Source organism: Streptomyces sp. NPDC091972, assembly GCF_044756385.1.
In the GTDB taxonomy this organism is placed as follows: Bacteria; Actinomycetota; Actinomycetes; order Streptomycetales; family Streptomycetaceae; genus Streptomyces.
Map to the genome: position 1 here is coordinate 510,558 of NZ_JBIVSV010000005.1, position 15,369 is coordinate 525,926.

Here is a 15,369-nt window from a genome sequence, read left to right on the forward strand (position 1 = left end):
GGGCGGGCGGGGGTCGAGTGCGGCGGCCAAGCGGTGTCCGTCCCGGTCGGACCGACCGGGGGGCGGTGTCGACGGGGCCGGTCCGTGCCTGGTCGGGTTTCATCGCGGACCGGATGCCCTGCATCTACGCACCACCCACCCCGTCCGCACCCGGCCGGGCCCTCGTTCGGGTGGGTCAGGCGGCGAGGTCGCCGGGGGTGGCCGTGGTGGTGGGGGCCGGGGTGAGGGTGACGACGCTGGAGAAGATCTCGCGGTCGTGCTGGCGGGCGCCGACCCGGACGCGGCCGGGTTCCGTGAGGCGCTCGGCGTGGAGGAAGCAGGGGGCGTCCATCTCGGCGTACCGGACGAAGTCGGACTCCATGCCGGTGACGGCCGTCGGGCGGGGGTGCGCGGTGGCCAGCGCGGCCTGGCGGGCGGCCTCCAGGAGCAGCATGCCGGGGGCGTGGTCCACGACGTGGTCGAAGAGCACGGGGTGGGTGGTGTCCACCCTGAGCTGCCAGTGGTCGGGCCGGTCGGTCGCGGCGAGCACGACGTCCTCGAAACGGTCCCGGCCGAAGGGTGACAGACCGGCCGGCGGCGGCAGTGGCACGGCGCGCGCGGTGGCCGCCGCGGCGTCGGCGTACGACCCGCGCAGCCGGTTGTAGACCGTGCGGTCCTGGATGGTGAAGCGGGAGTGGGCGGTGGCCAGCGGACGTCCGCCCCGCTCGACCTCGACACCCAGGGATATCGCGGCGGCCCGGTCGCGCCGGTACGTCACGTCGTGGCACGTGATGTGCAGCTCCAGCTCGGCCGGCCCCCCGCCCCCGTCCACCCGTGCGGCCTCCGGGTCGAGGGTCCAGCCGAAGTCCTTCCACAGCAACTGGTGGCCGAACGGCACCCGGTAGGCGCCGTGGGACAGCAGCGGCAGCGTCTGGCGCACCGTCTCGCTGAGCAGGAGCGGGTCGTGCAGGCCCAGGCGGCTGACGTAGAAGCGGTGGCCGGCGGGCCAGGCGGCCGTCACCGTGAAGGTGTCGGGGCCGGTCCGCCGCCAGTTGCGCAGGAGCACTTCGTCCTGGTTGGTCTTGTGGGTGTAATCGGCTGAAACCATCTCAAAACGATGAGCAAGGCCGTGCTGAGCGAGATCGATGGTCATGGTGGTTCCCCCTGATGCGGTGTCGTCCGAGTTGGGCACGCGCAAGTGAATCGACGCCGCCGACGGTGACAGGGCGGCTTCGACGTGAATAAAATAGAGGTCGTTCTTTTTGTTTGTCTACAGGTACGAGGAGTCTGCCGATGGCACGACAACGGCAGGAGCGCGCGGAGCGCACCCGGGCGGCGCTCATCAGCGCGGCCGCGGAGATGTTCGACCAGGTCGGCTACCACGGAGCGGGTCTCAACGCGATCCTGCGGAAGGCCGGGACCACAACCGGAGCCATGTACTTCCACTTCAAGTCGAAGGAGGAACTGGCCCGGGCGGTCATCGTCGAACAGGCCGCCGAGCTGAAGTGGCCCAGCGGGAAGAAGGGCCTGCAACAGCTCATCGACGTGTGCCAGTACCTGGCTGTGGAGATGCGCTCCAACGTCCTGTTCCGGGCCGGCGTCCGGCTCGCCGTCGAGCAGAGCGAGGTGGACCTGCTCAACTACTCGATCTACGACTGGTGGGCCGAGCAGTTCGGCACCCACCTCGCCGAGGCCCGTGACCTGGGCCAGCTCCGGCCGGAGGTCGACGAGTCCGCGTTCGCCCAGGTGATCGTCGCCGCGTACACCGGCACGCAGATCATGTCGCGGCTCTCCAGCGCCCGCGGCGACCTGCCCGAACGCATAGAGAGCATGCTGCGCTGCCTGCTGCCGGCCCTCGCGCCGCCGGAGGTCGTCGCCACGCTGGAGTTCCCGGAGAACGGCGGTGCCCCCGAGGTGCCGCAGGACGCGGACGAAGCGGGGGAGACCGCTTCATGAGACCGCTGCGGGTCGTACTGACCGGCGCGACGGGCTTCGTGGGCGGGGCGGTGCTCGACCGACTGCTGCGCGACCGGGCGGACGGCCGTGACCTGGAGGTCCGCGCCCTCGTCCGCCGCGTCCCGGCCGAGGGCCGGGAGCAGCCGGGCGTGCAGTGGCGGCGCGCCGACCTGGCGGACCCCGGGTCGTTCGAGGGGGCGGCGAGCGGCGCGGACGTCCTCGTCCACCTCGCCGCCCGCGTCGACGGCACGGAGCAGGAGTGCGAGCGGACCAACATCGGCGGCACCCGTGCGGTCGTCGAGGAGGCCCGGCGGGCGGGCGTGCGACGCATCGTGCACCTGTCCACGGCGGCGGTCTACGGACCCGGCCCGCACCGCGGCATCCCCGTCGACGGGGTCACGCCCGCGCCCGTGTCCGCGGCCAGCCGTACCCGGCTGGCCGCCGAGGGGATCGCGCGCCAGGCGGGCGCCGTCGTCCTGCGCCCCGGACTCGTCCTCGGCGCCGGGGACCGCTGGGTGGTGCCCGGACTGCGCGAACTGCTCCGGCGGGTCCCGGCCCGCTGGGACGGCGGGCGCGGACAGCTCTCCCTGGTGGCCGTAGAGGACCTGGCACGGCTGGTCACGACCCTGGCCACCGCGCCCGACGCCGTGCCGTCCGGCACCTTCCACGCCGGCCACCCGGTGCCGGTGCGCAGCGGCGACCTCCTGGCGAGGCTCGCCGAACTGGACGTACTGCCGCCGGTCACCGGCGAGTTGACCTGGGAGCAGTGCCTGGAGCGGCTCCGGGAGGCGCCCGGCCGGATCAGCGAGCGGCAGTTCGCCCTGCTGGCGCTCGACCACTGGTACGAGAGCGAGGAGATCTGGCGGCTCGCCCGCTGCGCGCCGGGCCCCGGGCCGCTGGAGCGGCTGGCCGGGGCCGCGCCCTGGTACCGGGCCCACCTCGCGGCCGCCTGACCCGGCCTCTGCACCGGCCCGCACCGCTGCCGAAGTCCCGCGCGGACCGGCGCAGTTGTGCGGAAGCCGGGTGGAAACCGGGGAAGTCGCGTCCAACTTGGCCAAGTCGTCGCGGAGCCGGGCACGGGAGGTGTCCGCGCGATGAACCGGCGGTACGTTCGCAGGACCGGGGCCGACGGCCTCCCGTCATCCACAGCGGCGCGAGCGGACGGGAGGCCCCCATGACGGGCCCCCTCCTCCGGCACCTGGCGCGCAGCACCGCTGCCCGGGCGGCCCCTGGAGTCAGTTCCCGTGATGAATACCGAGGTCAGGCCCATGGTCAAGCAGGTGAGAGCGGAGCGCACCCGCCAGGCGCTGATCGCGGCGGCGGCCATAGAGTTCGACCGGCACGGATACGCCGGCACCTCGCTGTCCGCCGTGCACCGGGCCTGCGGGATGACGATGGGCGCGCTCACCTTCCACTTCCGCGCCAAGGCGGACCTGGCGAGCGCGGTGTGCCAGGAGGCCGAGGCCATCACCCGGGGGGCGCTGACCCGGCTCACACCGATGGGCGCCCTGCTGCCGGTCGTGGAGTTCACCCTCGTCGTGGCCCGGCTGCTGGACGAGGAGGTCACCGTCCGCGCGGCGGCCCGGCTGACCCAGGAGCGGGCCGTCCCCTCCCGGTGGCACACCGTCTGGCGAGCCGTCCTGCGCGACCTGGTGGCCCTCGCCCCCGAACCGCCGGGCCCCGGCTGCGGGCCCCGGCCCGAGGAACTGGAGCTGCTGGCCGTCTACCTGACGGCCGGTGCCGAGGCGGCGCTGCGGGAGGGCCGCACCGGCAAGGAGGTGCTCGCCCAACTGGAGTGCCTGTGGGCCCTGGTGCTCGTCACCGGCTCACCGCACGGCACCACCTCACCGCACGGCACCGCCGCCCCGCCCCCGCCGCCCGCCGACGAGTGTCCGGCGGCCGCCTCGCGCTCGCCCCTTCGCGGCCCGGCCTGACCCCGCACCCCCCTCATCCCCCTGTCCCTCCACGAAAAGGCTCGATCCATGACTCGACGCTGTGCGCTCGTCACCGGTGGCTCCCGGGGCATCGGGGCCGCCGTCGCGACCGAACTCGCCGCCGCGGGGCACCGCGTGGCCGTGCACTGCCGTGCCGACTCCGCGGCCGCGAGGGACGTGCTCGACGCCCTCCCCGGCACCGGGCACGTCCTGGTCACCGGTGACATCGGCGCCCCCGGCGCGGCCCGGGAGATCGTCGACGCCGCGGTCACCGGGCTCGGCACGGTCGACGTGCTCGTCAACAACGCGGGCGTGTACGCCGAGCAGCCCGTCGCCACCACCTCGTACGAGGACTGGCAGGCCGACTGGCGGCGCCTGGTCGACGTCAACCTGCTCGGCCCCGCCGACCTGATCTGGTGCCTGGTCGACCATCTGCGGCACCGCCTCCAGGGCCCGCAGGGCGCCTGCATCGTCAACGTCGGCTCGCGCGGCGCCTACCGGGGCGAACCCGACGCCCCCGCCTACGGGGCCACCAAGGCCGCCCTGCACGCGCTGACCCAGTCGCTCGCCCAGTCCCTGGGACCGCTCGGCATCGCGGTGACCGCCGTGGCGCCCGGGTTCGTGCGCACCGACCTCACCGAACCCGTGCTCGTCGGAGCCGTCGAGGAGGAGGTGCGCAGCCAGAGCCCGCTCGGCAGGATCGCCGTGCCCTCGGACATCGCGGCCGCGGTGGCCTGGCTGAGCAGTGCCCGGGCCGAGTGGTGCAGCGGCGCCGTGCTCGACGTCAACGGCGCCTCCCACCTGCGCTGACCCCCGCCCCCGTGCCCTGACGGCCACCCACCACGAAACGGAGATCCCGTGCGCGCCTCAGTCCTCCAGATCGCCGTACGCCCCGACGAACCGGCCGACGAGCGGCGTGCCCGCGTGTCCGGCCTGGTCCGCCGCCAGCACACCAGCGACCTGGTCGTGCTGCCGGAACTGTGGACGGTCGGGGCGTTCGCCTTCGACGCGTTCGCCGAGCACGCCGAGCCGCTGGACGGCCCCACCGCCCGGGAGATGAGCGCGGCCGCGGCCGCGGCACGGGTGTGGCTGCACGCCGGTTCCGTCATCGAACGCGGCCCGGCGGACGAGCTGTACAACACCTCCCTGCTGTTCGGCCCCGACGGCCGGCTCTCCCGTGCGTACCGCAAGATCCACCGCTTCGGCTTCGACCGGGGCGAGGCCGCCCTGCTGGCCCGGGGCGGCGAGACCGTCACCGCCAGGCTCGACGGCGACGCCACCGCGGGACTGACGGCGGGCCTCGCCACCTGCTACGACCTGCGCTTCCCCGAGCAGTTCCGGCTGCTGGTGGACGCCGGCGCCGAACTCCTCCTCGTCCCGGCCGGCTGGCCCGCCGCGCGCCGCGCCCACTGGTCGCTGCTGGCCCGCGCCCGCGCCGTGGAGTCACAGGCGTATGTCGTGGCCTGCGGTACGGCCGGCACGCACGCCGGTGTGGAGCAGGCCGGCCACAGCGTGGTCGTCGACCCGTGGGGCGAGGTCGTGGCCGAGGCTGGGCCCGGCGAGGAGACGCTCGTCGTCGACCTCGATCCGGCGCTCGTCGCGAAGACCCGGGCCGAGTTCCCCGTCCTGCGCGACCGGGTGCTCGGTGTGCCGGCGCCCCGCTGACATGAGCCCCGCGACGGCAGGTGCCGTCCTCGTCCTCCCGCGCCGCATCTCTTCCTCCAGCCCCTTGCGCCCGTCGCAGCAGCCGTGTAACACTCTTTCGCGAGGCAGTCTGCCTTCTTCCAGGAGTCCTCGCAGTGCCGTAGCGCCGCCATCGAGCGGCGCTTTTTTGTTGCCCGGGTTCTCCTGTTCGTCCTGTTTTCCTCCGGCTTCTTCCGGAACTCCCCGAAGGTGAGGCGACCATGGCCGACCCGACGTCCCGACGCTCCCTCCCGGCGCAGTGCGCGTCGAACCGCTGTCACCGCGCGGCCCGCTCCGGGGTCCTGCGGCGCAGGCCCGCCGAACCGGGCGCCCGGCTCTGCGGACCCTGCACGCGCGCCCTGGCCGCCGATCTGGCCGCCCTGCCCGCACTCCACCACGACAGCGAGCAGCACCTGGTGCTCCCCGCCCGGCAGGGCGGCCTCGCCCGGGTCACCGGCCACCGCCCGGACCCGCCGCCCGTGAGCGACGCGGCGCTGGAGGCCCGGCACGACGCCGTCGTACAACTGGCCTCCTGGGCCCGGCTGGTGCTGGACGCGACCGGGGACGGGCAGCCGCCGGAGCGGACCGTGCCCGCGCTGGCCGCCTTCCTCGGCCGGCACGTCGGCCTGCTGGCCGCCCACCCCGCCGCGGGCCCGGCGGCCGACGGGATCGCCCGCGTGGCCACCGCCCTGCGGCTCGTGGTCGCCCCGCCCAGGGCCGGCCTCGTCCCGCTCGGCACCTGCGTCGAACCGGGCTGCGAGGCCGAGGTGACGCTGCCCGAGCGGGGCGGCGAGGACCTGGTGCTGCGCGGCCCGATGTGCGGCGCCGGACACGTCCTGACGCCACGCCAGTGGCTCCTGCTGAACCGCCGCCAGTCGATGTCCGAGGCCAAGGAGACGGCATGAACAGCGCGCACCCCGCCCCCGGCAGACGCGTCCCCACCTCGCTGGCGGCACTCGCCCTCGACGTCCGCGAGGGCACGATCCGCCAGTGGGCCCGCCGCGGCAAGCTCACCCGGTACGGGACACGCCGCCAGGCCCTGTACGACCTGAACGAACTGGCCGCGCTCGTGGCCGGCGAGACCGCACCGGCGCACGACGCCTGACCGGCGGTCCTCCCGCACCAGCACCTCCTTCCACCCATCCGCCACCCCACCGTCCGGCCACCGCCGCGCGGTGCCGACCCATGCCCGGAAACGGGCCGTCGGCACGGTTTTCCGAGGAGAGACAGCAGTGGACACAGCCCAGACCCCCCAGCTCGCGCAGACGTCCCCGTGGCAGCAGCACTGGCAGACCCGGCGCGACCCCTTCGTCGACGAGTGCCTGCGGGCCCGGCAGAACCTGCTCGCCGACCTGAAGGACCCGGCAGGCGCCCAGGCCCGGGTCCTCGACGACCTCATCGACATCGGCGCCGCCTCGCTGCACTGGAAGGAGAAGGGGTACGACGTGATCGCCGCCGACCCGGCCCGCTTCCGGTCGGTCCTGCCGGTCATGCGCTACAACGACTTCGCCGAGGAGATCGACCGCGAGACCCGCACCAAGGGCGGCATCCTCTCGTGCAGCCCCGTGCTGCGCTGGCTGAAGACCAGCGGCACGACCGGCACCCCCAAGCGGGTCCCGTACACGCTGCACTGGCTGCTGACGTACCGGATCCCCGCGATGAAGGCCATGTGGGGCACCTGCCTGGAGCTCCACCCCGAGATCCTCGCGCACCCCTGGGCCACCCTGGACACCCAGACCGTCCGCGAGGACGTCTTCGACTTCGTGCACGGGGTCGAGCACCAGGCCATCAGCAACCGGCACCCGCAGCTCAACAGCCGGGACTGGAACCCGCCGTGGTACGAGTCCCCCTGGTTCGGCCCCGACGCGCCCACCAGTCACGCCGGGCGGATGTACCACCGGGTGCGCAACCTCGTCGGCAAGGACCTGCACTACATCTCGGCCATCAACCCCAGCACCCTGGTCTCGCTGCGCGACCTGATCGCGGAGCACGGCGCCGAGCTGGTGCGCGACCTGCGCGCGGGCACCCTGCACGGCAGGCTCTGGACCGATCCCGACGAGCGGGCCGCCGCCCACCTCGAGGACGTGCTGGCGAAGGACGACTTCAGCCTGGTCGACGTCTGGCCGTCCCTGACCCTGTACAGCTGCTGGCTGTCCGCCTCCGCCGAGCTGTACCGGCCGCGGCTGGACGCCGTCCTGCCCGGCGTCGCGAAGCTGCCGTTCATGAGCTGCGGGACCGAGGGCGTCACCACCGTCCCCGTGGACGACACCCTGGAGAGCCAGCCGCTCGCCGTCAGCCAGGCGTACTTCGAGTTCGTGCCCGCCGACGTGCCGCTGGGCGCCCTCCTGGACGCCGGCGAGAAGGTCGGGACACTGCTGTACGACGAGGTGGAGGCGGGCCGCGACTACCACCTGATCATGTCCCAGGGAAACGGCCTGTACCGCCTGTGGACCGGGGACATCTACCGCGTCGACCGGATCGTGGACGGCACGCCCTGGATCCACTTCACCCACCGCGACGGCGTCTTCCACTCCTTCACCGGCGAGAAGATCACCGAGGGCCAGGTCACCCAGGCCATCCGCCAGGGCCTCGCGGCGAGCGACCTGGAGACCGGCCTGTACATGTGCGGCCCGCGCTGGGACGAACTGCCGTCCTACACCGTCGTCGTCGAAGTACCGGAGCCCGGCGCGGAGCTGGACCGGGAGCTGTCCGGCGCGATCGACCGCGAGCTGTCCGTCATCAACATCGAGTACGCCTCGAAGCGGGACAGCGGACGCCTCGCCGGACTGCGGGTGCGCACCGTGGCGCAGGGCGCAATCGCCGCGTACGTCGAGTCCCGGCGCCAGCAGGGCAACGCCACCCAGTACAAGTACAAGCCCTTCCAGCAGGACGTCGACTTCGTCGGCGCCCTCGTTGACTGAGCCGTCAACCACCCTTCCAGCAAGGAGAGTTCGACCGTGATCGAGACCATCAGGCCCCCGCAGAACATCCGCCGCGAGATCGTCGACGTGCCGTGCGGCGACACCCGGCTCGCCCTGCACGTGTGGCGGCCGGAGCGGATCAAGGGAGCCGTCTTCTACTTCCACGGACTCCAGAGCCACGCCGGGTGGCTGTGGGAAGTGGGCCCGCGCTTCGCCGACAACGACATCGCGTTCTTCGTCCTCGACCGACGCGGCAGCGGCATCAGCCCCGGCCCGCGGGGTGTGATACCCGACGCCGACACCGTTCTCGGCGACTACGCGCAGGCCGTCGCGTCCGTCCGGGCGATGATCGGCGACACCGTACCCCTGTCCCTGTTCGGGCACTGCCTCGGCGGCTCCTTCATGGCGGCCCTGATGTGCCACGAGGGGTTCACCACCCCGTACGACGCGGCCGTGTTCTGCTCCTCCTGGCTCGGCCGGATGCACGCCACCCTCGACGCGGACACCCGGGAGGCGATCGCGGCCGACCGCGGCGAGCAGTTGTGGGACGCGGGGCTGCGGGCCGGGGACTTCACCGACGAGGTCAAGTACCAGCACTTCATCGACCACGACGACCTGGCCGTACGGCAGTTGACGCACCGGTCGCGGGCCGTGCTGCTCGACCTGGAGCGGCGCTACCTGGCCGGCGGGCCCACCACCTCGCCGGTGCCCGCCGCCACCTTCGTCTCCGGGATCACCGACCCGATCGTGGACCTCGACGCCGCCCAGTCCGTCTTCCAGGACCTGGTGGCCGGTCGGGGCGCGCTCATGCGGTTCCCCACCGACCGGCACTACCTCTTCTACACCGACGTCAGCGACGACCTGGTCGACTGGACGTCGACGTACACCCTGCTCCAGGGGGTGAACCGTGGCGTCTGAGGCCGGGCGGGCCCGGCTGTACCACGTCGAACTGCCGATGCGGACGCCGTTCGACCACCCCGCCGCCCGCCGCCGCACCTCCGACAGCCTGGTCCTGAGCCTCACGGCCGGGGGAGTGACGGGCCTCGGGGAGTGCGCGCCGCGCTCCTACGTCACCGGCGAGACCACCGCGAGCGTGCGCGGCGCGCTGGAACAGACCGACCTGGACGCCCTGTTCGCCCGGCTGACCGGTCGTCCGCCCGAGGAGACACTGGAGTTGCTGCACCGGCACGGCTTCGCCCGCACCTTCGGTGTCGACGGGGGCAACAACCTGCTCTGCCTGCTGGAGACCGCGGTCCTGGACTGGCTGGGCCGCAGGCTGGGGGCGGGCGCTCGGGACCTGCTGCCGCCCGGACCCGCCGCCCAAACGGGGTCCCCGTCGAGCCTTCCCGTCTCCCAGGTGCTCGATCTCAGCCTGGACGCCGAGGAGTTCCTCGCCACCCGCGGCCCCTTCCACTTCGTGAAGATCAAGGCCTCGGACGACGTCGAGCACGACGCCCGGACCGTACGCGCCCTGCGCGGCAAGCTCGGCGACGACGTCCCCGTCATGGTCGACGCCAACATGAGCTGGACCCCCGCGAACGCGGTCGGACACGCCCGCCGACTGCGCGAGGCGGGCGTCGACTACGTGGAGGAGCCGCTGCCCAAGGGCTCCTGGGAGGCACTGCGCGTGCTGCGCCGGGACGGCGGGGTGCGGGTCATGCTGGACGAGTCGGTGTGCACGGCCCGGGACGCCCGCAAGGCGGTCGAGTCCGGGGCCTGCGACGCGTTCAACATCCGGGTCTCCAAGAACGGGGGGCCGCTGCCGGCCGCCGGGCTCGTCGCGTACGCCCGGGAGAACGGGATCCGCTTCCAGTTCGGCGTCCAGGTCGCCGAGGTCGGTCCCCTCATCAACGCGGGCCGGGCCCTGGCCTTCGCCCACCCGGACGCGCTCACCGTCGAGGCCGGGCAGTCCGACCGCTTCTTCCCGCGGATGATCGTCGCCCCGCCCCCGGCCGTCGACCGGGACACCAACACCCTTCGCCCCGCGGGCGGCACCGGCTGGGGCATGGACCTCGCCCGGAACGCCGAGCGCTGGGCGGTACGGGACCTCTGACCGCGATCCGTGACCGCTTCCCCGCAGGCCGGAACGCCTCCCCTCATGCCGGAAAGGCAGGAACTCCCATGACCGTACTGTTCGAATGCACCTATCAGGGCCGCCGCCACATCGGGCTCGGCCTGCCCGGCGAGGGCGAGCCGCTGCGCCTCGTGCCGCTCGGCGACCGGAGCCTGGCGGACCTGCTGCTCGCCGGTGACGACCCCGCCGCCGGCGCCGAGGCGGTGACCGTCCCCGCCGGGGAGGTGACCCTCCGGCCGCCGCTGCTGCCCGACCACCCCGGCGGCGCGATGGTCGGCGGCTTCATGCAGACCCACAACGTCAAGGTGGACGCGGACACCCCGGCCCAGCCGAACTGGTTCCTCAAGGGCCTCGGTGACGTGCTGAGACTGCCCGGCCAGGACCTGCGCGCCCCGGACGGGTCCGTCGCGCTGACCGAGGAGGCGGAGGTCGTCCTCGTCCACGTCACCGACGCGGCGGGCCGGCCCCGCTACGTGGGCTACACCTTCGGCAACGACCTCACCGACATCGGCCGCTTCCGGCGCCACCGGGGCCACCTGTCCTACGCCAAGCTCTGCGACGCGGCCGTGGCTCCCTGGCTGTTCCTGGGCGAGCCCCCGCGGCACGTCACCGGGCAGGTGACGATCGAGCGGGACGGCGAGCCGTGCTGGCGGGGCGAGTTCACCACCGGCACCAAGGCCCTGCACTACGGCCTCGACGACATCATGTCCGAGCTGTTCTCCTACGACGCCCTGAGCGTCCCCGGCCGGGTGCACTACGTCTATCTCGGCGCCGACCGCAGCAGCTTCCACGACGGCTTCCGCATCGCCGACCGCGACCGCGTCACCCTGGACTTCGCGAGCCACGGGGTGACCCTGTCCAACACCGTGCGCTGCGAGGGAGCGTGAACGGGGGCGAGGGGGAGCGGCGACTGAGCGCCGCGGAGGCCAGGTTCGCCTACACCCACGCCCTCATGCGCGGGAGTGGGCGGCTCACCACCTCGTTCACCGTGCGGGGCACGTTCGCACCGGAACGGGTGGAGCGGGCCGTGCGGCGGTGGCTCGGCCGGCTGCCGTTGCTGTCGCTGCGGATCGACGGCGCGGACGGGGGGCTGTGCTTCCGGCAGGGAGCGCCGCTGGGCCGGGGCGACGAGGCGGCGGGGGAGCGGCTGTGGCGGCTGCGGGCCGCACCGGGCCCTGCCGGCACGACGCTCTTCCGCCTCACCGTGCACCCCGCGATCTGTGACGGGTACTCCGTCGGCCGTCTCGTACGGCCGCTGCTGGACGCCCTGTTCGACACCCCGGGCCCCGACGCCGCCGACCGCGCGGCGGAGGCGCTGCCGCCCGACACCGACGACCTCACCTACGAGGGCGGCGGCGGGTGTGGGTGCGGGCCGTGCGGGGCCGGGGCGGCGGTGCCGTACCGGGACGGTCGCCGGCACGCGCGCGGTGACGGCCGTACGCCCGGGGCCGTGGCGGCCGGGCCCACGACGCCCGGCGCCGTGGCGGCCGGGCCCACGACGCCCGGCGCCGTGACGCTCGCGCTGACGCCGTACGAGAGCCGTCGGCTGCGCGAGTGGTGCGGGGCGGGGCGGGTGACCGTCGGCGGGTTCCTCACCACCGTCGTGGCGGACGCGCTCGCCCGGGAGACCGGGCGGCCGGAGGTCACCGTGGTCACGGCGATGTCCCTGCGCAGGCGGTACGCCGAGCGGACGCTGATCGCCGAACCGGGCTGTGTGCTGGGGCTGGTGAGGGCCCGGCTGAGCGCCGGGGCGGCCGGTGACCCGCTGGACCGGGCGCGGGCGGACGCGGCGGTGCTCTGCTCGGCCGCGCGGGCCTGGCGGCCGGAGCGGCGGGCGCACACCGGGATCCGCCACGCGGTCGAGCGGGAGGCGAGGGCCCGCGGGCCGGAGGTGCGGGTCGTCGACGCCGGTTCGGTGGACACCGCGCTCGGCCCGCACGCGGCGAGGGTCACCGGGCTCTGTACGGTCGCGGCCCGCGGGGCCGGCGGCGGGCCCGGCGGCTCCCTGTACCTGTCCTCCTTCAAGGGCGCGCTGACCGTGGCCCTGGCCTCCCGGGGGCTGGGTGAGGGCTGGGCGGCGCGGGCGGGGCGGGAGCTGAGCGAGGCCGCACTGCTGCGGCCGGCCTTCGCACCCTTGTGAAACCCGCAGGTGGGAGCGGTGCGGCAGGTCGGACTCGGCAAAGTCGCACTCGGTGGGCCATCCCCGTCTTGAAAACAAAGAGTTCGTTCTCTATTTTTTTGGTGCGGGCTCCGAACCGGCGGAGCCCGCCCAGTCCAGAGAAAGGGGAACGCGACATGGTGAGGGCGTTTTCCACGGTGGCTCCCGGGCCTGCCGTCCCCCGGGTCCGGACCGGCTCCCCGGACCACCCCGCCCACGACGCCTTCGACGCCTTCGTCGCGGAGATCTTCGAGCGGCTGCCCCGCGCCGACCAGCGCCGCTGGGCCCACGTCTACACACGGGGCCTGCTGACGACCCAGGGCCGCAAGACGGTACGGCGGCTCGCGGCCTCCGTCTCCGACTCGGCCACGGCGGCCCAGGCCCTGCACCAGTTCGTCAACGCCAGCCCCTGGGACTGGGAACCGGTCCGCGCCCGGCTGGCCGGCTGGGTGGTCCGCAGGTCCGCCCCCCGCGCCCTGCTGCTCGGCACGGCGGTGCTGCCCAAGCGCGGTGACCGCTCCTGCGGAGTGCACCGCCGGTTCGTCCCGCAGGACGGCCGTACCGTCAACTGCCAGGTCGGCATCGGCGCGTTCCTCGCCGCGGACCGGCCCACGGTCCCCGTGGACTGGCGGCTGCTGCTGCCCGGAGCGTGGTCCGCGGACCCGCGGGTGCGTGACCGGGCCCGCGTCCCCGAGGACGCCGCCGGCACCCAGGACTCGGCCACCGCCCAGGCGCTGGACCTGGTCGACGGGTCCGGCCGGAGCCTGACCGCCGCGGGAGCCGGCCCCGATCGGCTGCCGGTCGTCGCCGACCTGGTCGGGTTCGCGGACACCGTGACGCTGGTGTCCGGGCTCGTGGCCCGACGGCGAGGCTTCGTCGTCGCCGCGCCCGCCGACCTCGCCGTCCACCCGGACCGTGCCGCGTCCGGTGCCCCCGGCGCCGTGCCCACCCTCCCGCGGCAGCGGACCGGCGGCAGCGGCCTGTCCCTCCGGGACCTCCTCGCCTCGCACCCCTGCCGGCCGGCGGCCGCGGTCCCGGTGCGCCTGCCCGGCATCCCCGTCCCCCTCAGGCTGCTGGGGGAACACCGCCCCGACGGGTCCGGCGGCGACCGGTTCTGGCTCACCGACCTCGTGGACCGGCCCGCCCGCGAGGCGCAGGCCCTCGCCGGACTGCACACCGGCGCCGCCGACACCGTGGAGCGGCTGGCCGACGACTTCGGACTGCGCGCCTTCGAGGGGCGCTCCTACCCCGGCTGGCACCACCACATGACCCTGGTCTCCGCCGCCTTCGCCTACGCCACCCTCGGCCGCACCGGCACACCCCCCACCCGCCCGTCCCGCGCCTCGCGCGGACCCCAGCCCGGCCGACCGCCACGCCGGGCGCGGACCCTGACGACTCCGACACGAACGGGATGCTCCTGATGGCCCTCCCCAAGGCGTTCTGGCTGCTGTGGTGCGGCCAGACCGTCAGCCGGCTCGGCACGCTCGCCCCCGCCTTCCTCGTCCTCTACCTGGAGCAGAACGGCCTCGTCGCCTCCGGCACGACCCCGCTCGTCGTCGGCCTCTTCGGCGCCGGAGTGGTGCTGTCCGGGCTGGTGGGGGGCGCGGTCGCCGATCTGATCGGACCGCGCCGGACCATCGTCGCGGCCCAGCCGTTCACCGCCGCGACGGCACTGCTGTTCGCGGTCGCCGACAACGTGGCCGCGCTGTGCGCGCTGTCACTGATCACCGGGTTCCTGTCGGCCGTCGACCGCCCCGCCGGGGCCGGACTGATCTCCGCGATCGTGCCGCCGGAGCAGTTCTCGAAGGCGTACAGCCTCTTCCTGGTCGGCTTCAACATCGGCATGTCGCTCAGCCCCGTGCTCTCCGGCTTCCTGCTCGAAGTCAGCCCCGGGGCCCTCTTCGTCGTCTGGGCGGTCTCCAGCCTGCTGTACGCGGCCCTGGTGTTCGCGGTGCCCGCCGACCCGCTGCCCCGGACCGCCGACCGGCCCGGTGGCCTCTCGGCGGCCCTCGGATCGGCCGCGCGCGGCATCGCCGAACCCTTCCGCACCCCGGTCCTGGTCGCCTTCCTGCTGCTGACCTTCCTGCTGGCCTGCATCTACCTCCAGGTCAACTCCGCGCTCCCGCTCGACATGCGGGACAGCGGACTGACCGCCGGCGGCATCGGGTTCGTCCTCGCCGTCAACGCGGTGCTGTCCGTCCTGCTGCTGCCGCTCGTGCCCCGGCTCGTCGGCGGGCTGCGGCCGCACGTCCCGCTCGTCCTGGCCGCCGCCTTCATGGCCGTCGGCTTCGGCGCCAACGTCCTGGCCGGCGGCATGGTCTCCTTCACCCTCGCCACCGTCGTGTGGACGCTCGGCGAGGTGCTGTGGGCCCCCATGTCCGCGACCTTCATCGCGGACCGGGCGCCCGCCGGACGCAGCGGCTCCTACCAGGGCTCCTACTTCTTCGCCTGGAACGCGGCCTTCGTCGTCGGCAGCCCCGCCGGGCTCGCCCTCGCCCACGCCCACGGCTACGGGGCGCTGTGGCTGTCCGTCCTCGGCCTCGGGTGCGCGGTGACGCTCGGCTTCGCCCTGCTGCCGCGGCTCGCGGGCTTCACGAAGGCTCCGGCTCCCCCGACCGACCGTCCCGACACCGCAGAAGAACTGACCCGAGAGACAAGGTGACC

At 74.1% G+C, this 15,369-nt stretch carries 15 protein-coding genes; 14 read left to right on the forward strand and 1 reads right to left on the reverse strand.

Features of this window, described 5'->3' with window-relative positions; translation table 11 throughout:
• Positions 1-175 precede the first annotated feature (175 nt).
• Positions 176-1,087 carry a ScbA/BarX family gamma-butyrolactone biosynthesis protein gene (locus tag ACIQJT_RS18125; RefSeq protein ID WP_402644495.1) on the reverse strand — a complete coding sequence of 304 codons (912 nt, stop codon included), beginning with the start codon at positions 1,085-1,087 and terminating at the stop codon, positions 176-178.
• A 185-nt stretch (positions 1,088-1,272) separates the two neighbouring features.
• On the opposite strand from ACIQJT_RS18125, the gene ACIQJT_RS18130 reads away from it, so the two are divergent.
• The 14 genes from ACIQJT_RS18130 (at position 1,273) to ACIQJT_RS18195 (ending at position 15,367) form a co-directional block, all read left to right on the forward strand.
• The gene (locus ACIQJT_RS18130; protein ID WP_365453720.1) at positions 1,273-1,935 is read left to right on the forward strand and encodes a ScbR family autoregulator-binding transcription factor; all 663 of its coding nucleotides are present in this window, start codon (positions 1,273-1,275) and stop codon (positions 1,933-1,935) included.
• Positions 1,932-2,888, forward strand: coding sequence for an NAD-dependent epimerase/dehydratase family protein (locus ACIQJT_RS18135; protein WP_402644499.1), 957 nt, complete (start codon positions 1,932-1,934; stop codon positions 2,886-2,888). The genes ACIQJT_RS18130 and ACIQJT_RS18135 overlap by 4 nt, the downstream gene beginning before the upstream one ends.
• Before the next feature lie 315 nt (positions 2,889-3,203).
• The gene (locus tag ACIQJT_RS18140) at positions 3,204-3,869 is read left to right on the forward strand and encodes a TetR family transcriptional regulator (RefSeq protein ID WP_402644501.1); all 666 of its coding nucleotides are present in this window, start codon (positions 3,204-3,206) and stop codon (positions 3,867-3,869) included.
• Positions 3,870-3,917: 48 nt separating this feature from the next.
• Positions 3,918-4,679: an SDR family NAD(P)-dependent oxidoreductase gene (locus ACIQJT_RS18145; protein WP_402644504.1), complete on the forward strand. Its 762-nt coding sequence runs from the start codon at positions 3,918-3,920 to the stop codon at positions 4,677-4,679.
• Between the two features lie 48 nt (positions 4,680-4,727).
• On the forward strand, positions 4,728-5,534 hold the full coding sequence (locus ACIQJT_RS18150) for a carbon-nitrogen family hydrolase (RefSeq protein ID WP_365453732.1): 807 nt from the start codon (positions 4,728-4,730) through the stop codon (positions 5,532-5,534).
• Between the two features lie 239 nt (positions 5,535-5,773).
• The gene (locus ACIQJT_RS18155) at positions 5,774-6,457 is read left to right on the forward strand and encodes a hypothetical protein (RefSeq protein WP_402644508.1); all 684 of its coding nucleotides are present in this window, start codon (positions 5,774-5,776) and stop codon (positions 6,455-6,457) included.
• Positions 6,454-6,657 (forward strand): hypothetical protein, encoded by a 204-nt coding sequence (locus ACIQJT_RS18160; RefSeq protein WP_053852328.1) that lies wholly within the window; start codon positions 6,454-6,456, stop codon positions 6,655-6,657. Before ACIQJT_RS18155 ends, ACIQJT_RS18160 begins: the two co-directional genes overlap by 4 nt.
• A gap of 127 nt (positions 6,658-6,784) precedes the next feature.
• The gene (locus ACIQJT_RS18165; protein WP_402644511.1) at positions 6,785-8,473 is read left to right on the forward strand and encodes a GH3 auxin-responsive promoter family protein; all 1,689 of its coding nucleotides are present in this window, start codon (positions 6,785-6,787) and stop codon (positions 8,471-8,473) included.
• A 36-nt stretch (positions 8,474-8,509) separates the two neighbouring features.
• Positions 8,510-9,391 (forward strand): alpha/beta hydrolase, encoded by an 882-nt coding sequence (locus tag ACIQJT_RS18170; RefSeq protein WP_402644514.1) that lies wholly within the window; start codon positions 8,510-8,512, stop codon positions 9,389-9,391.
• Positions 9,381-10,526: an enolase C-terminal domain-like protein gene (locus ACIQJT_RS18175; protein WP_402644516.1), complete on the forward strand. Its 1,146-nt coding sequence runs from the start codon at positions 9,381-9,383 to the stop codon at positions 10,524-10,526. The genes ACIQJT_RS18170 and ACIQJT_RS18175 overlap by 11 nt, the downstream gene beginning before the upstream one ends.
• A 68-nt stretch (positions 10,527-10,594) precedes the next feature.
• Complete coding sequence (locus ACIQJT_RS18180) at positions 10,595-11,434, forward strand: FAH family protein (RefSeq protein ID WP_402644519.1); 840 nt, start codon at positions 10,595-10,597, stop codon at positions 11,432-11,434.
• Complete coding sequence (locus tag ACIQJT_RS18185; RefSeq protein ID WP_402644522.1) at positions 11,431-12,687, forward strand: hypothetical protein; 1,257 nt, start codon at positions 11,431-11,433, stop codon at positions 12,685-12,687. Before ACIQJT_RS18180 ends, ACIQJT_RS18185 begins: the two co-directional genes overlap by 4 nt.
• 155 nt (positions 12,688-12,842) lie before the next feature.
• Complete coding sequence (locus ACIQJT_RS18190; RefSeq protein ID WP_402644525.1) at positions 12,843-14,126, forward strand: IS701 family transposase; 1,284 nt, start codon at positions 12,843-12,845, stop codon at positions 14,124-14,126.
• The gene (locus ACIQJT_RS18195; protein ID WP_402644527.1) at positions 14,126-15,367 is read left to right on the forward strand and encodes an MFS transporter; all 1,242 of its coding nucleotides are present in this window, start codon (positions 14,126-14,128) and stop codon (positions 15,365-15,367) included. The genes ACIQJT_RS18190 and ACIQJT_RS18195 overlap by 1 nt, the downstream gene beginning before the upstream one ends.
• The last annotated feature ends 2 nt before the right edge of the window (positions 15,368-15,369 follow it).